This is a genomic window from Myxococcus vastator (assembly GCF_010894475.1).
Lineage (GTDB): Bacteria > Myxococcota > Myxococcia > Myxococcales > Myxococcaceae > Myxococcus > Myxococcus vastator.
Map to the genome: position 1 here is coordinate 1 of NZ_JAAIYB010000091.1, position 21,921 is coordinate 21,921.

The following is a 21,921-nucleotide window of genomic DNA, read 5'->3' on the forward strand; positions in this document are numbered from 1 at the left end:
CCTCCCCTCCAGACAACCCTCTCACGCCCGAGGGCATCGCCCTGGGCCGCTGGCTGTTCCACTCACCGCGGCTGTCCTCCAATGGCCAGGTGTCCTGCGCCACCTGTCATGAGCAGGCGCGGGCCTTCGCGGACGACGCGGCGCTCACCCGGCGCGGCGTCAGCGGGCATCCCCTGGTGCGACATGCCCCCGCGCTCATCAACCTGGCGTGGATGGAGGGACTCTTCTGGGATGGTGGCGCGAAGAACCTGGAGTCCCTGTCGCTGGCGCCCCTCACGCACCCGGACGAGCTGGGCAACAGCCAGCTCCCGTCCATGATGGCGCGCTTGTCCTCGGAGCCGGAGTTCGTCGAGCGCTTCGAGAGCGCCTTCGGCCCAGACAGCCTCACCCTGAGCAATCTGCTGCGCGCCCTGGCGCAGTTCCAACGGACGCTCGTCTCCGCGGACTCCCGCTATGACAGGTGGCGCCGGGGCGAACCGGGAGCGGACCTGAGCCCCCAGGAGCAGCACGGGCTGGCACTGGTCCAGCGCCGCTGCACCCCGTGCCACACCACGGAGCTCTTCACCGACAACGCCTACCACAACAATGGGTTGGACCCGGACTCAGCTTTCGGTGAAGGCGAAGCGGAGACACGGGGCCGGGGCCGCGTCACGCAGCACCCCGAGGACGCGGGGCGCTTCAAGACGCCCACCCTGCGCAACGTGGCCGTCACCGCGCCGTATATGCACGACGGACGGCTCGCGACGCTGGAGGACGTCCTGGCGTACTACCGAAGCGGGATGGTGCCATCCTTCACATTGGACACAGCTTTCCAGCGCGAAGGGCAGTCACCTAGTCTTCCATTGAATGATTCGGAAGCGGACGCCATTTTCTCTTTCCTCCATGCGCTGACGGACGAGCGATTCCTCACAGTAGAGGCGCTGAGCGCCCCACCGTAAGCATTTCGTGCGTCACGGCGCTGTGAACGGACATGCCTGGAACTCCATGTCGGCATTTCCCGACAACCTGATGAGCCGTAGGTCGCCGCTACCCCACCCTTCGCCCACAAACACTCAAAGAGAACATGAATTCACCGCAAGAGCGCATTTTCTTGCAGCGGCGCCCAGTTCCACCGTCTCTCGCTCAACACAGACATCAAACAATAACGTTACCCACAGACTCCCAACCAAAGCACAACGACTCTCGCAATAAAAATCACAGGCGCGAGTTCCAACTGGCTTTTCACCGCCAAAATCAAGTAGACAGAAAGCGCCTGCAATACGGCGGGCCCTAATTCAGAATCTCAACCTGAAAGGACATCCACAACCATGAAGCGCACGGCCATTTCGCTGATGCTGGCATTTTCAACCATGACCGGGCTGGCGGCCTGCGGCCCCGACGCGACGATTGACCAGCCGGCATCCCCCGAAGCGCCCACCGTTGAAGGCAACGTGACCGCGATGGCGTGTCCTCTCCCGGATGGGTACTACTACTGCCCGAGCGTCCCTGAAGTTCGCTACTACTTCTTTTCGCCGACCTGTCCTGACACTGAGCCGGAGAATACTGCTCCCTTTCAGCGGGCCGACTGCGTGGCGGCCTGCGACACGGATTGCGTCCACGTCAGCACCCCGTAAGCACATTCGCCCTGCATTTGAGAGGACTTGAAACTCTCCAAGGAGAGATGGAGCGATTGTCTCCATCTTTCCTTATGCATTTGCATCACACGTCACGGCGTGGCGAACGGGTCCGAGAAGCGCGGGTCCGTCAGGAACGCCGTGTCGGTGAGCGACTCGAGGAACGCCAGCACGTCCTCCTTCTCCTGCGCGGTCAAGGTGAAGCCTCGCACGAAGCCACTCTGCAGCGGACTGGCCTCGCCGCCGCTCACCAGCCGCGCGTGCCCTCCCGCGGCGTAGTGGTCCAGCACGTCCGACAGCGTGGCCAGACTGCCGTCATGCATGTACGGCGCGGTGACGGCCACGTTGCGCAGCGACGGCGCGCGGAAGCGCCCCATGTCCTCCGGACGGCCCGTCAGCTCGATGAGGCCCGGATCCTCCGCCGGATACGTCCCCTGCCCGTCCACGTTGTACAGGCCCGTGTTGTGGTAGGGCAGGATGGGCTCGAACGTCGTCTCGTGCACCGTGGCGTCCTGGAAGTTGAAGCCAGAGTGGCAGTGGTCACACTCCAGCCGCTCCGAGAAGAACAACTCCATGCCCCGCTTCTGCTGCCGCGTCATGGCCTCCACTTCATCGCCATACACATAGCGGTCATACGCGGAGCCGCCGGAGATGAGGCTGCGCTGGAACGACGCCAGTGCCCGCGTCAGCGTGGCCACGGACACGGGCTCCACGGCCTCCGGAAACGCGCGCTGGAACTCCGCCTCCAACTCCGGGACCGCGCGCAGCCGGCCGAGCAACTCCTCTTCCCTGTCGCCGAAGCCCAGCTCCACCGGCTCCTTGCCGAACAAGGGCACCAACGCCTGCGCCTCCAGCGTCGTGAGTGAGGGATTCGCCCAGGTGAGACTCGTGGCATAGGCCACGTTGGCCAGCCCCTGGGAGTTGCGGCGGTGCGTCTCGCCCGTGCTGCCCTGCGAAGTCACCAGGGGCTCGGTGAAGGCGCGCGCCGGGTCATGGCAGGACGCGCAGGACTGCGTCTCGTTCCGTGACAGTCGCACGTCGAAGAAGAGCCTCCGCCCCAGTTGCACCTTCTCCTCCGTCATCGGGTTGTCCGCGGGCACTCGCGGCGTGGGAAACCCCGCGGGCAGGTTCCACACGTAGGCCTCCGCCTCGCCAGCCTTGTCGCCACAGCCCGCTGCCAGCCAGGCCAACACCGCCAGCCCCCCTGCTCGTCTGCCCACGCGCCACGCCATGACGTCCCTCTCCTACTCCGCCTTGATGAACGCCTGAGGCCCCGGTGCCCCCTCCTGGCTCCGGTGCGTCAGCCCCATCCGGCTGAACACGGGCGCGCAGTCCGGGTCCGTCTGCTGCGACATGCACCCCACGGAGGTGTTGGGCACCGCCGCGTTCTCATCCAGGTTCGAGCCTGAGAAGAGCGCGCCCAAATCCAGCACCACCTTGCCAGACGCCAGGTTGAACGCGTCCAGGGCCACCTCCGGACGGTTGCCGAATGTACACCCCGCGGTGCCGTGCGTCTGGCCCTCCGGCGGCGGTGCACAGTCCGTGCTCCCCAGGTGCATGACGTGCCCTTCGGGAAGCCCCGTCGTCCGGCCTTCGATGCGCGTGAAGAGATAGCCCGAGCGCCAGCTCCAGTAGAGGCTCGTGTCATTGAGCGGCGAGGGCGCCGTGGACACGTCGAGGTGGTTCTGCGTCTCCGGCACGCCCAGCTTGAAGCGCAGGCCCGTGTAGGTGCCCTCGGGCGCCGTGCCGGTGATTCGCAGGTTCGTCGCCTGCGTGCCGTTGGTGCACAGGCCCGTCTTGTCCGCGAAGTCGAGCAGCGCCGTGCCCTGGGCCTGCCACCGCTCATCCTCATCGAGCGCCAGCGGCACCTCGGTCCCCTCGGCCGTGACGAGCCGGACGTCGTGCAGGTACACGCGCAGGTCCATGGGCTCGTACGTCGTCCCCGTTGTCCCCACCCCGGTATAGGTGCGGCCACATGCGAAGGGCTCGCTGCCCACCCGGGCCTCGAAGGGGATGGCGACTTCCATGCGAGCCTCCTCCTCCTCGCCACAGCCCAGGACGCCCAGCAGCGCGAAGGGAAGCATACGGACGGCACGACGACGAGCGGACACCATGGCGGACTCCCTTGGAATGGAGTCTTCCGCGTAACGCAATCCCGCCGGGTGGAGAACGTGGCAAGTTGCCACAGGCCGAAGTACTTGCCCCATGGAGGGCAGCAGGCGGCCAACCTCAGTCGCCCTGCACGTTGTAGCCCGCGTCGCCGTAGGGCTTGAGCCGGTCCAACCAGAGCGCCTCCAGCACCTTCAGCTCCTCCTGCGGCGCCACCCCGGGCTCGTCGGAGGGCTTCAGCACGTCGAGCACCTCGAAGGTGAACTGCTCCGCCCCGTAGCGCCTCCAGTCCTCCAGCAGTGCGGGCAGGCGGTCCATGCCCGTGGACAGCTCGAAGCGGATGCGGTTGAGCATGCCCTGGACGTTGGCGCTCGCGCCCACCAGCACCTTGCCGTTGGCGAGGCAGCGCACGGCGTACACGCCCATGGGGGGCGGTGCTTCCTTGTAGGAACGCTTCAGCTCGGAGCGGCGGGAGTCAGCGGACATGGGAGACCTCGTGGCTGGAGTAGTTGAAGCGTGGGAGGGCGAAGGCCGGGCGAACCGCAGGGCGAGCCGGGCCTGCGCGGCCCCGTCCCTGGGCGCCATCCAGTCGCGGCCCGCGCGCGCCCAGTCCGCATCCGCGGGGTCGGCCCCCAGCGCCTCGACGAGGCTGGCCTCGCAGACGAAGAACTGCTCGCGGAACGGAAACAGGAAGCCGCCCTGCAGTCGCAGGGAGTCGGCGGCCTCCGCATAGGAAGAGAACCAGCGGTTGAGGTGAGCGCCGCCCACGCGGGCGAGCAGGTGCTCGAAGTCGACCTCGCGCACCTGCTTCAGCTCGACCCAGGTGGCGTACCCCTGCTCACGCGCGATGACGGCCAGCGCATGCTTGCGCTGAACCGATGCCTTCCGCGCGAGCACCTCGCCCAGGGGCAGTCCCGCGAAGCCGGGCAGGACGCGGAGTCGCTCCGCTGAATGGGCCGCGCGCGACGCCTCCGTCGAGGCCAGCGCCTTGAGCAGGAGCGACGCGCGGACCTTGCATTCGTGGAGGGAGACGACGGTTCGCATGAAAAGTCCCTTGGCGGCGGCCCTCACCCGTTCGTGGGCCGTGGAAGGAACTCATCTGGAACTGTCGAGCGGCGGAGCGAAGCGAGGGTGACGTCGTCTTTTCGGGCAGGCGCCCCTCGGCACCTGGGCGGGAGTTAACGAGGCGGACCGTCCCCGCGCAAGCGCTTTCAGACGTCCGTCGAGCCGGGCACCGAGGCCTCGCCTGCCCGGTGGGACGGCTTGCACGAACAGTCCAGACACCCGTGCGCGGCGCAGCTTCCGCAGCTTCGCTCCAACTGCTTCTTCAGCGCCTGGCGGGCCCGGTGGAGCCGCACGCCCGCGTTGTTCGCGGTGATGCCCGCCTCGCGCGCCACGTCCGGGACACCGCGCTCCTCCAGGTCCACCTGCCGCAGGATGTCGGCGTACTCCGGCTTGAGCGTGGGCACCAGCTCGCCCACGCACGCGCAGATGGCCTGCTTCAGCTCCGTGTCCACCGTGGCCTCCGCCGCCTCCTGGGCCTCGCGCTCCAGGGCGCGCCCCTCCGCCGCCTGGCGCCGGTAGTGGTCCACCAGCGCGTTGCGCAGCAGCCGGTAGAACCACGCCACCGCGCCCTCGCCCTCCTTCAGCGCGCCGCCCTTCTCCAGTGTCCTCACGAAGGCCGCCTGGAGGAGCTCCTCCGCGATGGCGCGGCTGCCCACGCGCCGCTCCAGGAAGGCGAGGAACTGGCGGTGGTTGTCCACCAGCGCACGCACCACCTCGTCACTCAGTGCTCCGGTCTCCGTCACGCCGCGCTCCTTTCCCACCCCACATCTGCACATTCCGGCCACGGGTTTTCAACGCGTTGACGCCGGCCTCCGCCCCGGGCACCGGGCATTTCCATCAAGTCCTGACGTGAAGGGAAGAGGCTGTGATGAAGGTGAAACCACGCGAGGCATTGACAGACACCGGGGTCCACGCTTATTTCGTCCGCAGCATCAAGAGCGGCCTCCGCCTCGCGCGGTGGCCCGACAACCTGGAGTCGGACCTCCAAGGTGTCCAAACGATGCGGTTCGAGGAGCAGGGGCTCCCCGAGCAATCCAAGCGTCCGAGGCCGGAGGGCTCCCTCCCGCTTCGGTGAGAGAGGACCTCCGTGGTTCCGTCCACCTGCTCCGCACCCGCACCGTTGACCGCCGCGCGCCCCGTGTTCCGCCGCGTCGTCGCCACGCATCGAATGCGCTGGCCCGGCGGCACTCGCTAGTCCGCCAGGGCTCCGACTCCCTCCTCTGTCTTCCTTCCCTCCGTGGGCGCTCGCGCGCCGCGTCTGGCCGGCGTGTGTCCGGCACAGGGCGCCGCGGCGGCCCTCCCCTTTCGCATCAAGGCCACTGGCCCCTTCGAGGTTCCCCGATGAGCAGCACGTCCCTGCAGGTGATGAAGTTCGGTGGCACGTCCGTGGGCTCGCCCACGCGGCTCCACCAGGTGGTGGAGCTGATTGGCAAGCACGCGCGGCAAGGCCCGCTGGCGGTGGTCGTCTCCGCGATGGGCGACACCACGGACTGGCTGCTGGACGCGGCCCGCCTCGCCACCGGGGGTGACTTGGAAGGCGCGCTCGCGGTGGCCACGCGCATCGCCGACCTGGCGAAGGCCAACGCCGCGGCGCTGGCGCCCGGACAGGCCACCGCGCTGGCGGAGCGTGTCGACGGGCTCCTCGCGCCGCTGCGGCAGTTGCTCCAGGGCGTCTGCCTCACGCGAGAGTGCTCCGCCCCCACGAGAGACCGGGTGCTGTCGTTCGGTGAGCAGGTGTCCGCCACGCTGCTGGCGGAGCTGCTCACGGCCCATCACACGCCCGCCACCTTCCGCGACGCGCGCCAGCTCCTGGTGACGGATGACCGCTTCGGCGCGGCGCGCGTGGACCTTATCCGGACGCGGGAGCGGCTCCAGGCCGCGCGGGAGACGTGGGGCCACGAGGTGCCCGTCATCCCCGGCTTCATCGCCGCCACGCCGGATGGACGCACCACCACGCTGGGCCGCAACGGCTCCGACTACACCGCGGCGCTGGTGGCCCAGGGCCTGGGCGCGGCGGAGGTCACCGTATGGACGGACGTGCTCGGCCTGCACACCGCCGACCCGGACCTGGTCACGGACGCCTACCCCGTGGCGCACCTCACCCACGGCGAGGGCCTGGAGCTGGCCGCGGTGGGCGCCCGCATGCTGCACCCGCGCACGATGATTCCGCTCATCGAGTCCGGAATCTCCCTGCGCATCCGCAACACCATGGAGCCGGAGCACCCGGGCACGCTCATCGACGCCATCGGCTCGCGCGACGGCCAGCGCCCCGCCTGCATCGCGACGCGCGAGGACCTGGCGTTGCTCGGCGTCGAGGTGCGCAAGCTGTCCGACCAGTTCCAACTGGGCGAGCGCGTGCTGGCCGCGCTGCGCGAGGCGCGCGTCACGGTGTGGATGACGGCGCAGTCCGCCAATGGCCAGTCGCTGGCCGTCGTCGTCCCCCGCCCCGACGCGGAGCACGCGCGGTCCGTGCTCGCCGCCGAGCTGGCGCAGGAGCTGTCACGTCGCGAGGTGGAGCCGCTGGAGGTCCGCCAGCCGGTGACGCTGCTGACGCTGGTGGCGGAGACCATGGGCCACGGCGTCAACGTGGCCGGGCGCTTCTTCAGCGCCCTGGGCGCGGTGGGCGTCAACGTGCGCGCCAGCGCCCAGGGTGCCAGCTCCCGCTCCCTCTCCTGCGTCGTCGACGCGGCGGACACCGCCATCGCCGCGCGCACCACCCACGCGGCCTTCAACCTGGCCCATCAGCAGGTCAGCCTCTTCGTCCTCGGCCGGGGCACGGTGGGCGGACAACTGCTGGCCCAGCTGCGCGCCCAGCAGGCGCTGCTCCGGGACAAGCACGGCATCGCGCTGCGCGTCGTGGGACTCGCGGACAGCAAGCGCGCGCTCTTCGACGCGGCGGGGCTCGCGCTCGATGGCGTGGAGGCGCGGCTCGAAGGCGCGGCGCCCCAGGCGCGCACCCTGGTCCCCTTGCTGGACGCGCTCCGGCGCCTGCCCGTCCCCATCCTGGTCGACTGCACCGCCGCGAGCGGACTGGAGGCGCTCTACACGGAGGCCTTCCAGCGCGGCATCCACGTGGTGGCGGCCAACAAGAAGCCCCTGGCGCTGCCGTGGGAGTCCCGCGAGGCGCTGGTGGACACGGCGCGCCGCAACCACGTCGCGTACCACTACGAGACGACGGTGGCGTCCAGCCTGCCCGTCATCGACACGCTGGCGAACCTGGTGCGCACCGGTGACACCGTGCGCCTCATCACCGCGTCCCTGTCCGGCAGCCTGGGCTTCATCTGCAACGAGCTGACGGCCGGCGTGCCGCTGTCCCGGGCCGTCCGCACCGCCCGGGAGCGCGGCTTCACGGAGCCGAACCCTCGCGAGGACCTGAGCGGCACGGACGTCGCGCGCAAGGCGCTCATCCTCGCCCGGGAGCTGGGCCTGCCGCTCTCCCTGTCGGACGTGGCGCTGGAGCCCTTCGTCGCCACCGATGCGTGCGCCAGCGTGGAGTCGTTCTTCCAGGTGCTCGCCACGAAGGACGCGGCCTACGCGGAGCGCGTGGCCCGCTGCCGCCACGCCGGCACCGTGCTGCGCTACCTGGCGCGCATCGACCCGTCAAAGGCGGGCACAGGCAGCCCCGTCATCCGCGTGGGCCCCGTGGGCGTCGAGGCGGGCCACCCCGCAGCGGACCTCCGCGGCTCCGAGTCCTTCGTCTCCTTCACCACCACCCGCCACAGCGACTTCCCGCTCACCGTCCGAGGCGCGGGCGCGGGCGGCGCCGTCACCGCGTCCGGCGTGCTGGCGGACATCCTCCGCATCTCCCAGACGCTGCGCGGACGCTGAAAGGACTCCTGCCATGAAACTCGCCACTGCCCTCGTCCACGCCGGCGTGCGCCGCGACCCCACCACCGGCGCGGTCGCCGTCCCCATCTACCAATCCGCCACCTTCCAGCACCCCGCGCTCGGGCAGTCCACCGGCTACGACTACTCGCGCACGCGCAACCCCACCCGCTCCGCGCTGGAGGATGCGCTGGCGCAACTGGAGGGCGGCAGCCGGGGCCTGGCCTTCAGCTCCGGCATGGCGGCGCTGCACTGCGCCCTCCAGCTCTTCGGGCCGGAGGACCACGTCCTCCTCACCGAGGACCTCTACGGCGGCACCTATCGGCTGGTGGACCGCATCCTCCACGTCCCCTGCACCTTCGTGGACACCTCGCGGCCTGGCGCCGTGCGGGACGCGCTGCGCCCCAACACCCGCGCCATCGTCGTGGAGACGCCCACCAACCCGATGATGCGCACCGCCGACCTCGCCGAACTGGCGGCCATCGCCCGCGAGGCCGGGGTGCTGCTCATCGTCGACAACACCTTCCTCACGCCGTGGCTCCAGCGTCCGCTGGAGCTGGGCGCGGACCTCGTCGTGCACAGCGCGACGAAGTACCTGGCCGGTCACAACGACGTCGTCGCGGGCGCGCTGGTGGTCAAGGACGCGGCGCTGGGCGAGCGGCTCGCGTACCTCCAGAACGGCATCGGCGCGATTCTCGGCCCACAAGACGCGTACCTGGTGATTCGAGGCCTGAAGACGCTGGCCCTGCGCATGGAGCGGCACCAGGCCAACGCGCGGGAGGTGGCCGCGTGGCTGCGTGCTCACCCCGGCGTGGAGCGCGTCTTCTATCCCGGCGTGGGCGGGATGCTGTCCTTCACCGTCGCCCACGCGGCCCTGGTGCCCCAGGTGCTCGCGTCCGTGCGGCTGTGTCTCTTCGCCGAGTCGCTCGGCGGCGTGGAGACGCTCATCACCTACCCCACCACGCAGACCCACGCTGACATCCCCGCCGAGCGCCGGGAGGCGCTGGGCATCTCCGACCGGCTGCTCCGGCTCTCCGTAGGAATCGAGGACTCCCATGACATCATCGCCGACCTGGCCCACGCGCTTCGCGACCCGGCTGCTGCACACGGGGCATGAGCAGGACCCCGCCACGGGCGCCGCCGCCGTCCCCATCTACCAGGTGTCCATGTTCGACCAGCCGGGCCTGGAGACGCCCGGCGAGTTCGACTACGCGCGCTCCGGCAACCCCACGCGCAAGGCCCTGGAGGGCGTGCTCGCGGCGCTGGATGAAGGCCACGCGGCGTTTGCCTTCGGCTCCGGCATGGCCGCCGTGTCCAACGTGCTGATGCTCTTCAGCGCGGGCGACCACGTCGTGGTGACGGACGACTGTTACGGCGGCACCTACCGGGTGCTCACCCGCGTCTTCAGTCGCTTCGGCCTGCAAGCCACCTTCGTGGACACCAGCGACCCGGACGCCGTTCGCGCCGCCCTCCGCCCCAACACGCGGGCGCTGCTGGTGGAGAGCGTAAGCAACCCCTTCCTCAAGCGCACCGACATCCCCGCGATGGCACAGGTGGCCCAGGCGCATGGGGCGCTGCTCATCGTGGACAACACGTTCCTGTCCCCCGCCCTCTCGCGCCCGCTGACCGAGGGCGCGGACATCGTCATCCACTCCGCCACCAAGTACCTGGGCGGCCACAGTGACGTCGTCGCCGGGGCCGTGGTGGTGAAGACGCCCGCGCTCGCGCAGGAGCTCGGCTTCCTCCAGAACGCGGTGGGCGCGGTGCCAGGCCCCCAGGACTGCTTCCTCCTCCAGCGAGGCATCAAGACGCTGCAGGTCCGCCTGGAGCGGCAGGTGCGCACGGCGGGGGCCCTGGCGAAGTGGCTCACCGCGCGGCCCGAGGTGCGGCAGGTCTTCTACCCGGGCACGGGCGCGGTGGTGACGTTCCGGCTGGCCCAGGACACGCTGGCGGCGCCCTTCGTGGAAGCACTCCAGTTCCCCCTGCTGGGCGTGTCGCTGGGCGCGGTGGAGAGCATCGTCACCGTCCCGGCGCGGCACTCCCACGCCGCCGTCCCCGCCGCCGAGCGGGAGCGCCGGGGCATCACCGACGGGCTCATCCGCTTCTCGGTGGGACTGGAGGACCTGGAGGACCTGCAAGAGGACCTCGGGCGGGCCTTCACGCAGGCAGGCCGCGCGGCGGCGTAGGCCACCCGGCGATTCCTGACGTGCTCCTTGCGCGCCGTGCCCGGTCCGAGCATGACAGGGGCACGCGCGCGGGGCCCTCCCAGCCCTGCCAGCCGAGGGAGTGCGCACATGGCCTGGCGGTTCAAGAACCTCGATGGCAGCGGGCCGCAGCCGTTCAGCAGCGTCTTCAAGTGGGCCGTGGCCGACAAGCTCGCCGGCCGCCGCCGCAAGTCCCCGGCCCGCGCCGAGGTCCCCCGCATGGAGCCCGACCTCACGCTGCTCGCCACGCCACCCGCGCCGGGAGAGGGCGCCCGGCTGACGTGGCTGGGACATGCGAGCTGGCTCGTCCAGTTGGACGGACTGTCCCTGCTCATCGACCCGGTGCTGCGCGACGCCATCAGCGGCGTCATCCGGCGCAACGTCCCGCCGGGCGTCCCGGTGGAGAAGCTGCCGCCCATCACCGCCAGCCTCGTCTCCCACAACCACTACGACCACTTGGACCTGCCCACGCTGGAGCAGGTGGGCGCGCCCATCGTCACCGGCCTGGGCCATGCGCCGGTGTTCCGGGGCTCGGGCCTGGACGTCACGGAGCTGGACTGGTGGCGCTCCACGCAGGTGGGCGCCGTCACGGTGCACTTCGTGCCCTCGCAGCACTGGAGCCGCCGCGGCCTCAACGACGTCAACGAGATGCTCTGGGGCGGCTTCATCATCGAAGGCTCCAGCGCCCGCGTCTTCCACTCCGGCGACACCGCCTACTTCGAGGGCTTCAAGGAGATTGGCCAGCGCTACCCGGGCATCGACGCGGCCATGCTGCCCATTGGCGCGTATGACCCGGCCTGGTTCATGCGCCGCCAGCACATGAACCCCGAGGAAGCCGTGCAGGCCTTCGAGGATTTGGGCGCCGCGCGCTTCCTGGCCATGCACTGGGGGACGTTCAAGCTCACCGACGAGCCGCTCGACGAGCCGCCCCGCCGCCTGGACGCGGAGTGGACCCGGCGGGGCCTGGCGCGTGAGCGCGTCGAAGTGCTGCCGGTAGGTGGAACTCTCACCGTGCGCCACGGTTGAAACCCACCAGGGGCTATGTTGTGGGAAGGGCATGCTCCTGCCCACCCTCCTCGCCCTGACGCTGCATCAGGCACCGTCGTCCCTCACCACCGTCTCCGAACAGAGCGGCTGGAAGCGCACGGGCCGCTACTCGGAAGTGGAGTCCCTCTGCCGCGCCTTCCCCAAGGCGTTCCCCGGCAAGGTCCGCTGCGACACGCTCGGCACCACGCCGGAGGGCCGGCCGCTGCTCGCGCTCGTCGCCAGCGCGGATGGCACCCTCACGCCCGCCGCCGCGGCGCGCAAGCAGCGCCCCGTCGTCTTCTTCCAGGGCGGCATCCACTCCGGCGAGATTGACGGCAAGGACGCCGGCTTCTGGCTGCTGCGAGACTTGCTCGCCGGGAAGGAGCAGCCCGGCGTCCTCAAGCGCGTCACCGCCGTCTTCGTCCCCGTCTTCAACGTGGACGGCCACGAGCGCTTCGGCCCCAACCACCGGCCCAATCAAAATGGCCCCGAGGAGATGGGATGGCGCGCCACCGCGCAGAACCTCAACCTCAACCGCGACTACGCCAAGGCGGAGGCCCCGGAGATGGTGGCCCTGCTGAAGTACCTCCACGCGTGGGACCCGCTCGTCTACGCCGACCTGCACGCCACCAACGGCGCCAAGTTCGAGCATGACGTGTCCGTGGGCATCGAACCGCAGAAGTCCGGGCCGGCCCCGCTGCGCGCGCTGGGCGTGAAGCTGCGTGAGGAACTCTTCACCGAGCTGGCGTCCCAGCAGCACCTGCCCGTGCCCTTCTACCCGTCCTTCATCGAGGACGATGACCCCACCTCCGGCTTCGCCTACGGCGTGCCGCCGCCGCGCTTCAGCCACGCCTACTGGGCCGCGCATCGCCGCTTCGGCGTGCTGGTGGAGACGCACTCGTGGAAGCCCTATGCGGAGCGCGTGAAGGCCACGCGGCATGTCGTGGCCAGCCTGCTGCGGCTGGTGGCCCGCGACGGCGCCACCTTGCGCGCGGCGGTAAAGGCGGCGGACGCGGAGGACGCGGCCGGCAAGACGCGCGAGGTGGTGCTCGCGTGGAAGAACACCGAGCAGAAGCGGACCATCGACTTCCGGGGCTATGCCTATGAGCGAGGCGCCTCCGACGTGTCCGGCCAGACGTGGATTCGCTACGACGACACGAAGCCCCAAATCTGGAAGGTGCCCTACTTCGAGGAGCTTCAGCCCGCCCTCACCGCCGCGCTGCCCGCGGGCGGCTACCTGGTGCCGCCCGCGCACGCCGCGTGGGTGGAGGCGAAGCTGGCCGCGCACGGCCTGCGCTCGAAGCGCCTCTCCAGGCCCGTGGCCAGCGCGGCGGTGGAAGGCTTCCGTGCCACCGAGACGAAGTGGAGCACCCAGTCCGTGGAGAACCGGCAGACGCTCAACGTGAAGGGGGCGTGGGAGCCTCAGACGCAGGCCCTGCCCGCGGGCACGCTGTACGTGCCGGTGGCGCAGGAGGGCGTGGAGCTGGTGGCGCACCTGCTGGAGCCCACGGGGCCGGACTCGCTGCTGTCCTGGGGCTTCTTCAACGCCCACTTCGAGCAGAAGGAGTACGTGGAGGACTACGTGCTGGAGCCCTTCGCGCGGGAGCTGCTCGCGAAGGACGCCGCGGTGAAGGCGGCGTGGGAGGCGAAGCTGAAGGACCCGGCCTTCGCCAAGGACGCACGCGCCCGCCTGCGCTTCTTCTATGAGCGTCACCCGGCCCGCGACGTCCAGCTCCGCGTCTACCCGGTGCTGCGCATCCAGGCGGCGCCCCAGGGGCTGGCGGTGGTGCAGCCCGCGAAGCCGTAGGCGGCCTGGCCGTGAAATGAAGACGCCCCGGCGCCAGCAGGCCCCGGGGCGTTTTTCTTTCAGCCCTGCAGACTCCGGCCTCCTGCTTCAACGAAGGCCGGAGCGCTCGCGCATCATCAGCCGATGATGCCTTCGCAGGCGCAGTAGCTCTGGTTGCAGGTCGCGTTCGGGCCGCAGCCGCCGCAGTCCGACTTGCAGGCACAGGCGCACGTGTTGGGGTCCGCCTGGTACCGGTCACCGCAGTTCAGCGCCCCGGTGTCACACACGCAGCCGCACACGTTCGAGTCGAACACGAAGCCCGGCGCGCAGGTGGCCGACTGGGCGCACGTGCACGAGCAGGTGTCCGTGTTGCACGTCTCGTAGGTGCCGCACGTGCCGCCGCAGTCCGGCGCGCAGGTGAAGGCGCACACCGCGGGGTCCGTGTTGCACACCTGGCCCGGGTCACCGCCGCCGCCGCAGTCCGACGGGCACTCGCACTGGTCCGTGGTGCGGTTGCACGTCAGCTTGCCTTCGCAGAAGTCCGGGTCGTTCGGGTCGTGGTACGGGTCCGTCGCGCACGGGGCGGGGATGCCGTTCGGGTTGGACGTGCGGTCCGTCCAGTAGCGGTAGGACAGCGCCGCCTGGGTGGTGCCCGGCGTCTGCGGGCGGCACCCGCCGAAGAAGGACACCGCGCGGCTGATGCCGTCCACGTCGAAGCCGTGGGTGCGGCTGCGCGGCAGGTCTCCCGGCGTGGGGCACTGCGACGTGTTCGCCACCCCTTCCATGGCCACCTTCAGCGAGGCGCCAATGGGCGGCTTCTGCGTCCGGTAACCCACCGAGGCGATGACGCTGTCGATGATGGCGTTGATGGTGGTGGTGATGGCGTTCGAGTCCCGGATGCTGCCGTACACGCCGCCGGTGGCCTGGATGATGTCCAGGTGCCGCGGGTTCCGGGGGTCTTCCTGGTTCTGGCACCAGGTGCTGGTGTCGCCGGTGGCGTTCTCGTGCGGGCAGAGGATGCCGTGCACGTCGATGGGCTGGTTCAGCGGGTTGCGGTTCGTCCCCGGGTCATTGCCCGTGCCCAGGAAGTATTGGGCGTACGTGTCGACGGTGCCGGAGGACTGGTCCCGCGTGTCCGTCAGGATGACGACCACGACCTTGGCGCCCGCGCGGAAGCGCGTCTCCGACGAGCCACCGGACGAGGCCAGCAGGTTGATGACGGCGCGCGCGGCCTCCAGCGGACGCTCGGTGCCGTTACCGCTCTGCCCCACCCAGCACTGCGTGTTGGACGAGCAGGTGGTGGGCTGGGTCCCACTGGGGATGGTGACGGTGGTGCACTGGCCGCTGCTGCAGGTGCTGTTCTGCGTCAGCCACGCCCGGAACTGGTTGATGTTCTGCGTGAAGCCACGCAGCACCCCGGAGTTCGAACCGCTGCCATAGGTATAGGTGGTGCTCACCATCGCCAGTCGATAATCCAGCGTCGCGTTGGCCAGCTTGGCCGCCACGGCCGAGGCCGCGTTGGCCAGCGACTGCTGCGACGAGGCCATGGAGCCGCTGTCATCCACCACGAAGAGGAAGTCCACCACCGCCTGCCGCACGGTGAACTTCTCGCACTGCACCGCGTCCGTGTCGCCGAACTGCGCCAGCGCCGAGCCGCCCGCCGTGTCCGCCGTCGTGAAGAGGCTGCCCGCCTCGTTGTAGCGGGACGTCGGGGTGATGGCCATCACCACCACCACGCTGTCGTCGGAGCGGTGCACGTACTGCGCCTGCATGGTGAACGGCCCCGTGATTCCGGCCGTGCCCGTCAGCTCCCCCGTGCTCCCCGGCACCAGTGAGCGGGTCAGGGTGTTGGTGAACGCCTTCAGGTCCGCGCCGCCCGACATGGCGTAACGCGCCGACAGCGCGGCGTAGCCATCCCAGGTGTTGAAGGTCTGCTGGAAGTCGCGCGTGGCGGAGTTGAACGACCCGGAGCGGATGCCCGCCTCGTCGTTCGTGGGATTGGACGACGAGCCCACGCGGCCGCGCTTGTACGCAATCAGCGTCACCTGCTTGGTGGCGTCCCAGCCGATGATGCCCACCGCGTTGTTGCCATCGCGGAGGGTGCGCAGGTTGGCGTCCGTGAAGGTGGAGGGCAGCGCCAGCCGCAGGTCCGCGCCGTTCTCCTCCTTGAAGGTGACGGTGCGCAGGTTGGACGTGCGGCAGGCCTGGCCCGCGGGCGTGTTGGCCGCGCCGTCGGCGGGGTCGTTCGGGTTCAGCTCGCCCTCGTCCACGCGGCCGTTCTGGTTGGCGTCCTCCGCGCCGTCCTGGATGCCGTCACCGTCGCTGTCGGGGTTCGTCGGAGACGAGGTGGTGGTCGGGTCCGCGTCGCCCACGTAGCCGCAGTCCTGACGCGGCGCCTGCGCCGTCGTCACACCCAGCTCCAGACCGTCCAGCAGGCCGTCGCCATCCGTGTCGGGGTTGGTCGGGTCCGTCTCACCGGCGTCCACGCGGCCGTTGCCGTTGGTGTCCTCGCCGCGGAAGCCATTGCGGCCCGGGCCGTCCTGCAGGCCGTCACAGTCGGAGTCCGTGAGGCGCGGGTCCGTCTCACCGGCGTCCACGCGGCCGTTGCGGTTCGGGTCCTCGACACCGTCGGGGAGACCGTCGCCATCCGTGTCCGCGTTGTTCGGGTCCGTGCCCGTCGCAATCTCCACCGAGTCCGGGATGCCGTCGAAGTCGGCGTCCGGAATCGACGCGGCGCAGTCCGCCACGCGCGGGTCCGTCTCGCTGCCGTCCACGATGCCGTTGCGGTTGACGTCCTCGTCACCGTCGCTGCAGGTGTCGCCGTCCGAATCCGGGGCGAGCGGGTTGGTGCCGGTGCGCGACTCCAGGCCGTCATCCAGGCCGTCGCCGTCCGTGTCGCGCTTGCGCGGGTCCGTCTCACCGGGGCTCACCACGCCGTTGCGGTTGGCGTCCTCTTCGCCGTCCGCCAGGCTGTCACCATCCGAGTCGATGGCGTTCGGGTCCGTCTCACCCGGGTCCCTGCGGCCGTTGCGGTTGAGGTCCTCCAGGCCGTCCGGGATGCCGTCGCCGTCCGTGTCCGCCAGCACCGGCGAGGTGCGCGTGGCCGTGTCCTGGTCACCGGGGAAGTTGCAGTTGGAATCAGGGCTCGCCGTGCGGCCCACCTCCACGCCGTCGCGGATGCCGTCGCCGTCCGTGTCGCGCAGACCGGGGTTCGTCTTCACGCCGCCCGGGTAGACGGTGGCGAACTCCTCCGCGTCCGTCAGGCCGTCGCAGTCGGAGTCCTTCGTCGCGTTGTCCTCGTCGTCAATGTCCGTGGGCACCTCGCCCGGGTCGGGGTCCGGATCCGGAATCACGCCCGCGTCTTCTTCAAGCGGGCCACCATCCGTACCGCCGTCCCCGTTGCCGCCGGGGCCCGCATCGGTGTTCGGCTGTGGATTGGGGTCAGGGTCGTTCCCACCGCCGCAGCCAGTCAGCAACGACGCTGCCAGCAACGCGCAGGTGAAGAACTTCATCAGGGGAGTGCGCATCGTCTTTGACTCCAATGGCTCCGACTCCAGGTGGGGGGTGAGTCGAAGCAGACTTCCATTGTAGAGAACTACGACGGAGTTTCCGAGTGCCTGTTCCCCCTGGGGCAACTCTGAGTCGGGGTCTGGATGCTCCCAGTCCAGTGACGTGGCTGGATTGCGCCCAGGCTGTCAGTAAACAAGGTTCGCGGGTGGGAAGGGCTCGGCTATCGTCGCGCCCGTGCCCGTCTTCGGTCTTGCGGCATTGTGGAATGGCTCGGCTCCCCCGGAGCGCGTGGCGGCCTGGGTGGAAGGGATTGGCGAGGTGCTCACCTCCGCGCAGTCACTCCAGCTGGTGGTCGCCCTGCGCCCGGAGGAAGCGGGTATTGAATTGAAGGTGGAGGCTCCAGGCTATCCACGCTCCGCCGTGGAGCGGCTCGCGGAGGACGCGAAGCGCAGCGGCGGCACGTTCGTGGAGCTGTGGCGTCTGCCCAAGGCGGAGCGAGATGCCTTTCGCGCGGCGACCTTCGAGGGCGGCACCACCTACCGGGGAGACGAGCGCTCCGCCGCGGCGCGGGTGCTTCAACAGCACCTGACCACGCTGCCCGTCAGCAACGCGCGTCCCTCGGGGCCTCCGGTGGGCGGCGCCGCGGCCGCCGTGCCGCAGGCGAGCCCGAAGCCCGCGGAGGCGCCTACTCCATCGCCCAGCAGCCAGCCTCACCAGGTGCTCGTCCGCCCGCCGGAGGGGCCTCAGCGTCGCGGTCGCCGCTTCGCCGTGAAGCTGGAAATGGAGTTCCGAACCGAGTTGGACTTCGTGCGTGAGCACGCCCTCAACATCTCCAACGGCGGCCTCTTCGTGCGCACCGCGCACCGGCCCCTGCCCGACAGCGTCGTCACCGTGGACGTGAAGCTGCCCAACGGCGAGCGCCTGCAGGGTGACGCGGTGGTGGTCCACGTGGTGGACGACCCGTACACGGGCGGCGTGGGCCTGGCGTTCCTCAACGACGACGCCACCTTCTCCCAGACGCTGGACGACTACCTGGCGAGCCTCGCGGGTGGCGTGGGCTGAACATGATGGAGAACGTGCGGGAAATCTGGCCTCGCGACCATGGCCGCTTCCAGCTGCTGTCCCGGCTGGGGCGCGGCGGCATGGCGGAGGTGTTTCTCGCGCGGATGCAGCAGGGCCCGCATGCCGGCGCGCAGGTGGCCCTCAAGCGCGTGCGTCCCGAGCGCGCGCGGGACGCGGAGGCCCACGAGCAGCTCCTGCATGAAGCCGAGCTCGCCCGCTGCCTGCGCCACCCGTACATCGTCGGCTTCGTGGAGTACGGCGAGCTGCCGGACGGTGGCTACCTGGCGCTGGAGCTGGTGGAGGGCCCGGACCTGGGCCGCGTGCTGGCGCGGTGCCGGCGCCGCCGCATCGAGCTGCCCATCGACATCTGCGTGCTCGTCGTCCGGCAGGTGCTGGAGGCCCTGGCACACGCGCACCACGCCGTCAGCACCACGGGCCGCCCCCTGGGCGTGGTGCACTGCGACGTGTCCCCGCACAACGTGCTGCTGTCCCGCACGGGCGAGGTGAAGCTGGCGGACTTCGGCGTGGCGCGCTCCCGCGCGGGCGCGGTGCAGGACATCCGGCGGCTGGGCAAGCAGCACTACCGCTCCCCGGAGCTGCTCGCGGGCGACGTGTCCGTGGCGGTGGACCTGTGGGCGACGGCGGTGCTGCTCTACGAGCTGCTGGCGCTGGAGTCCCCCTTCCCTTCCGGCCCGGAGGAGCAGGTGGAGTCCTCCATCCGCGGGGGCCGGGTGACGCCCGTGCGCATGCGGGTGCCCGGCGTCCCCGACGCGCTGGCGCTGGTGCTGGACCGCGCGCTGGCGCCCGTCCCTTCGCAGCGCTTCAGCTCCGCGGAGCAGTTCGCCCGGGCCCTGGCGCCGCTGAGTGATGACCGCGTGGCCACGCCCCTGGCCGTGGCCGCGGTGGTGCGCGGGCTGATGGAGACCTGAGCCCGCCAGCGCCCGCTACGCCACCTCCTGCTGTCCCACGGAAGGAGGCACCATGCCCGGGTCGCCCTCCACCACCAGCCGGCTGCGCCCGCCGCCCTGCTTCACCACGCGCACCTGCACGCCGATGCGCTCCGCCATGCCGCTGACGTGCGAGATGATGCCCACCTGCCGGCCCGTGGCCTGGAGCGCGTCCAGCGTGGCCAGGGCCACCTCCAGCGTCTCCGGGTCCAGCGTGCCGAAGCCCTCGTCGATGAAGAGCGTCTCCACCTGCGTCGTCTCCGACGACAGGGACGCCAGCCCCAACGCGAGCGCCAGCGACACCAGGAAGCTCTCACCGCCGGACAGGCTGGCCACGCTGCGGACCTCGTCACCCATGTCCCCGTCCACGATTTGGAGGTCCAGGTCGTGGCCGGGCACGCGCATCAGCCGGTAGCGCCGCGCGAGCTCCCGCAGGTGCGCGTTGGCGTGCAGCAGCAAGGCGTCCAGCGTGAGGCTCTGCGCGAAGACCTTGAAGCGCTTGCCGTCGTGCGAGCCGATGAGGTCGCCCAGCACCTTCCACACCTCCGCCGCGCGGCGGTCCTCCTCCAGGGCCGCGGCCTCGGCGCCGTGCCGTGCCCGCGCCGTGTCGTCGGCCTCCAGGCGCGCGTGCAGCGTGGCCTCGGCATGACGACGGGCCTCGGCCTCCGCGCGCAGCCGCTCACCTTCGGCGCCCGCGTCCTGCTCGGAGAGCGCCGGAGGACCGGAGTCCTCGTGCCGCGCGCGACGCTCGCTCCGCTCCGCCAGCACGGCGGCGGCCTGGGCGAGCGCCTCGCGCAGGGCCGACAGCGCGCGGGCCTCCGCCTCGCGCCAGGCCGCGTCGAAGGCCAGCAGCGCCCGCACGGCCTCCAGCGTCGTCCCGCGCGTGGCGAGCAGCGCCGTCAGCGCGGCGCCTTCCGACTCGCGCAAGGCCAGCGCCTCCGTCCTGACGCGCACGGCATCCTCGGCACGGGCGGTGGCGACCCGCGCCGCCTGATGCGCGGCTTCGGCGCGCTCACGGGCCTGCTCGAAGGCCGACTCCGTGGCCTCCAGCCGCGCCTGCAGCTCGGCGCGGACCTCCGCCGTGGGACGGCCGTGCAGCAGCGCGGCGCGTGCGCGGGTCAGCTCGCCGCGCTCCTGCTCCTTGCGCGCGGCGAAGGCTTGATGCTCCTCGGCGTGGCGGGTGCTCACCTCCACCAGCCCCTGGGCCCGGGCGCGATGACGCTGCTCCTCGGCCTCGCGCTCCTCCGCCTTCAGGCGGGCCTCCTCCTTCCCCTTCCACATCACCACCCGCTCTCCACACTTGCGGCGGAAGGTGGCCGGGTCCTCCTCCAGCTTCCGCTCCCAGCCCGCGTCCGCGGTGAAGACGGGTGACACCTCCGCGAGCACCTGCCGCAGCGTCTGCTCGGCGGCCTCGAGCCGGGCATGGACGTCCTTGAGCACCGACTCCGCGCGCGACAGGGCCTCCTCCGCCCCGCGCAGCGACTCCGCCGCCACCTCGCGCCGCGTGCGCTGCGTCTCCAGCGCCGCGCGGGCCTCGCGCGCCGTGCGGGCCAGTGACTCGGCGGCCTGCTCGTCGGCCTTCAGCGCCGCCAGCCGCTCCGTGAGCTCGGCGCGCGCCGCGTCGAGCCACGCTCCCGCCTCGGGCGAGCCACCCGCGTCTGGCGGTGGCAAGGACGCGCCGGGCTCCGCTCCCTCTTCCCGCGTGGACTCCCGCCACGAGGCACACCCCTTCCGCCAGGCTTCACCGTGCGCCTCGGCGCGGACCACCGCGGACTGCCTGCGCGCCTCCGCCTGTCCAGCGCGCGCCTCCGCCGCCGCGCGCCGCGCGCTCGCCACCACCTCTGCCTGAGTGGCCGAGGTCCGCGCCGCCTCCAGCGTCTCCACACGCGAAGCCGCTTCCGCGACCAGCCCATCCAGTGCGGACTCCTCGCGTGCGTAGGGATGCTCCTCCGCGCCACACAGCGGGCAGGCCTCACCGTCCCGCAGCAATGCGCGGTGAGACGCATAGCCCTGCGTCGCCTGCGCCAGCGACAGCGAGCGCTGGGCCTCCTTGAGCGCGGCCTCCCCCTGCATCCGCCGAGTCTCCGCCGCGCGCGCCTCCGCCGCCGCGGCCTCGACCTCCGCCTTCGCCGCCCCCACCTCCGTGCCCGCCTCGCGAGCCTCGGCCTCGTCCGCGACGAGCCCCTCGTGAGCGGCCTTCAGCCCCCGCACGGCCTCCTGCCGCGCCAACAGGCGCTCACGCTGCGCGCGCCGCCGCGCGCCCGTCTCCGTCCCCACGGCCGTCTCGGCATGGGTCGCCGCGGCCAGGGCCATCTCCTCCGCGCGGACCGCGGCCTCCCGCTCACCCCGCCGAAGCCCCACCGTCTCGCGCAGTCCCTCCACCTCACCGAGCAGCCGTCCGGATTCCTCACGGGCCTTGCGCTGCTCGCCCTGCGCGACCTCGTAGCGCTCCAGCTCGCGCTGCCAGCGCGGCCACTCGCTCGTGAGCGCGACCCAGTGCGCCTTCTCCGTCAGCCAGTGCCTCGCGGCCTCGCCCGCCGCCTGGGCCGTGGCCTCGCGCGCGAGCACGGCGTCCAGCTCCGCCTTCGCCTCCACCTGCGCCGCCTGGGACGTCTCCGCTCGCGCCCGTGCCTCACGCGCCTCGTGGGAGACACCTTCCAGCCGCGCATCCAGGCGCGCCGCCTCCTCCAGCGCGGGGCGCGTCGCCACCTCCCGCTCCTGCGCCGTGGCGCGCGCGGTCTCCGCCTCCAGTTGCCCCACTGACTCTTATAACC

14 protein-coding genes, 1 pseudogene and 1 riboswitch are annotated in these 21,921 nt (G+C 71.0%); of the genes and pseudogenes, 9 read left to right on the top strand and 6 right to left on the bottom strand.

Annotation, left to right across the window (positions count from 1 at the left end):
* Together G4D87_RS11915 and G4D87_RS11920 are read left to right on the top strand one after the other, a co-directional pair.
* The coding region (locus G4D87_RS11915) for a cytochrome-c peroxidase (RefSeq protein ID WP_163782021.1) at positions 1-938 on the top strand (938 nt) is incomplete at its 5' end.
* Positions 939-1,307: 369 nt separating this feature from the next.
* Entirely contained in the window at positions 1,308-1,613 is a 306-nt protein-coding gene (locus G4D87_RS11920; RefSeq protein WP_163782022.1) for a hypothetical protein, read from the top strand.
* Positions 1,614-1,705: 92 nt separating this feature from the next.
* Here G4D87_RS11920 and G4D87_RS11925 read toward each other — a convergent pair whose 3' ends face one another.
* The 4 genes from G4D87_RS11925 to G4D87_RS11940 all read right to left on the bottom strand — a co-directional run bounded on the left by G4D87_RS11925 (position 1,706) and on the right by G4D87_RS11940 (position 5,563).
* Positions 1,706-2,845, bottom strand: a complete 1,140-nt coding sequence (locus G4D87_RS11925; protein WP_163782024.1) for an MbnH family di-heme enzyme — start codon at positions 2,843-2,845, stop codon at positions 1,706-1,708.
* Positions 2,846-2,857: 12 nt separating this feature from the next.
* Positions 2,858-3,697, bottom strand: a complete 840-nt coding sequence (locus G4D87_RS11930) for an MbnP family copper-binding protein (RefSeq protein ID WP_240358205.1) — start codon at positions 3,695-3,697, stop codon at positions 2,858-2,860.
* A gap of 145 nt (positions 3,698-3,842) precedes the next feature.
* The gene (locus tag G4D87_RS11935) at positions 3,843-4,766 is read right to left on the bottom strand and encodes a GIY-YIG nuclease family protein (RefSeq protein WP_176411905.1); all 924 of its coding nucleotides are present in this window, start codon (positions 4,764-4,766) and stop codon (positions 3,843-3,845) included.
* 167 nt (positions 4,767-4,933) lie between these two features.
* Positions 4,934-5,563, bottom strand: a complete 630-nt coding sequence (locus G4D87_RS11940; RefSeq protein ID WP_163782031.1) for an RNA polymerase sigma factor — start codon at positions 5,561-5,563, stop codon at positions 4,934-4,936.
* 148 nt (positions 5,564-5,711) lie between these two features.
* Positions 5,712-5,834: riboswitch (SAM-I-IV-variant riboswitch) on the top strand.
* Between the two features lie 294 nt (positions 5,835-6,128).
* On the opposite strand from G4D87_RS11940, the gene thrA reads away from it, so the two are divergent.
* From thrA to G4D87_RS11965, 5 genes are all read left to right on the top strand, one after another.
* Entirely contained in the window at positions 6,129-8,615 is a 2,487-nt protein-coding gene (gene thrA, locus G4D87_RS11945) for a bifunctional aspartate kinase/homoserine dehydrogenase I (protein WP_163782033.1), read from the top strand.
* Between the two features lie 13 nt (positions 8,616-8,628).
* Positions 8,629-9,729, top strand: coding sequence for an aminotransferase class I/II-fold pyridoxal phosphate-dependent enzyme (locus G4D87_RS11950; RefSeq protein WP_163782035.1), 1,101 nt, complete (start codon positions 8,629-8,631; stop codon positions 9,727-9,729).
* Positions 9,668-10,798, top strand: a complete 1,131-nt coding sequence (locus G4D87_RS11955; RefSeq protein ID WP_163782036.1) for a trans-sulfuration enzyme family protein — start codon at positions 9,668-9,670, stop codon at positions 10,796-10,798. Before G4D87_RS11950 ends, G4D87_RS11955 begins: the two co-directional genes overlap by 62 nt.
* A gap of 108 nt (positions 10,799-10,906) precedes the next feature.
* Complete coding sequence (locus tag G4D87_RS11960) at positions 10,907-11,842, top strand: MBL fold metallo-hydrolase (RefSeq protein ID WP_163782038.1); 936 nt, start codon at positions 10,907-10,909, stop codon at positions 11,840-11,842.
* Between the two features lie 31 nt (positions 11,843-11,873).
* Positions 11,874-13,649 carry a M14 family metallopeptidase gene (locus tag G4D87_RS11965; protein ID WP_163782040.1) on the top strand — a complete coding sequence of 592 codons (1,776 nt, stop codon included), beginning with the start codon at positions 11,874-11,876 and terminating at the stop codon, positions 13,647-13,649.
* 116 nt (positions 13,650-13,765) lie between these two features.
* Here the strand turns inward: G4D87_RS11965 and cglD are convergent, their stop codons facing one another.
* Positions 13,766-17,155 carry an adventurous gliding motility lipoprotein CglD gene (gene cglD, locus G4D87_RS11970; protein WP_163782042.1) on the bottom strand — a complete coding sequence of 1,130 codons (3,390 nt, stop codon included), beginning with the start codon at positions 17,153-17,155 and terminating at the stop codon, positions 13,766-13,768.
* A gap of 217 nt (positions 17,156-17,372) precedes the next feature.
* Here cglD and G4D87_RS11975 point away from each other — a divergent pair, with 217 nt between their 5' ends.
* Both G4D87_RS11975 and G4D87_RS11980 read left to right on the top strand, forming a co-directional pair.
* Complete coding sequence (locus G4D87_RS11975) at positions 17,373-18,200, top strand: TIGR02266 family protein (protein WP_163782044.1); 828 nt, start codon at positions 17,373-17,375, stop codon at positions 18,198-18,200.
* A gap of 2 nt (positions 18,201-18,202) precedes the next feature.
* Positions 18,203-19,129, top strand: coding sequence for a serine/threonine-protein kinase (locus G4D87_RS11980; RefSeq protein ID WP_163782046.1), 927 nt, complete (start codon positions 18,203-18,205; stop codon positions 19,127-19,129).
* Between the two features lie 15 nt (positions 19,130-19,144).
* On the opposite strand, the pseudogene G4D87_RS39985 reads toward G4D87_RS11980, so the two are convergent.
* Positions 19,145-21,907, bottom strand: a pseudogene (locus G4D87_RS39985) (SbcC/MukB-like Walker B domain-containing protein); the annotation flags it as partial.
* Between the last annotated feature and the right edge of the window lie 14 nt (positions 21,908-21,921).

Coding starts and splice junctions, on each gene's coding strand:
- G4D87_RS11920 (WP_163782022.1), top strand. CDS start 1,308: ATGAAGCGCACGGCCATTTCGCTGATGCTGGCATTTTCAACCATGACC.
- G4D87_RS11925 (WP_163782024.1), bottom strand. CDS start 2,845: ATGGCGTGGCGCGTGGGCAGACGAGCAGGGGGGCTGGCGGTGTTGGCC.
- G4D87_RS11930 (WP_240358205.1), bottom strand. CDS start 3,697: ATGCTTCCCTTCGCGCTGCTGGGCGTCCTGGGCTGTGGCGAGGAGGAG.
- G4D87_RS11935 (WP_176411905.1), bottom strand. CDS start 4,766: ATGCGAACCGTCGTCTCCCTCCACGAATGCAAGGTCCGCGCGTCGCTC.
- G4D87_RS11940 (WP_163782031.1), bottom strand. CDS start 5,563: ATGTGCAGATGTGGGGTGGGAAAGGAGCGCGGCGTGACGGAGACCGGA.
- thrA (WP_163782033.1), top strand. CDS start 6,129: ATGAGCAGCACGTCCCTGCAGGTGATGAAGTTCGGTGGCACGTCCGTG.
- G4D87_RS11950 (WP_163782035.1), top strand. CDS start 8,629: ATGAAACTCGCCACTGCCCTCGTCCACGCCGGCGTGCGCCGCGACCCC.
- G4D87_RS11955 (WP_163782036.1), top strand. CDS start 9,668: ATGACATCATCGCCGACCTGGCCCACGCGCTTCGCGACCCGGCTGCTG.
- G4D87_RS11960 (WP_163782038.1), top strand. CDS start 10,907: ATGGCCTGGCGGTTCAAGAACCTCGATGGCAGCGGGCCGCAGCCGTTC.
- G4D87_RS11965 (WP_163782040.1), top strand. CDS start 11,874: ATGCTCCTGCCCACCCTCCTCGCCCTGACGCTGCATCAGGCACCGTCG.
- cglD (WP_163782042.1), bottom strand. CDS start 17,155: ATGCGCACTCCCCTGATGAAGTTCTTCACCTGCGCGTTGCTGGCAGCG.
- G4D87_RS11980 (WP_163782046.1), top strand. CDS start 18,203: ATGATGGAGAACGTGCGGGAAATCTGGCCTCGCGACCATGGCCGCTTC.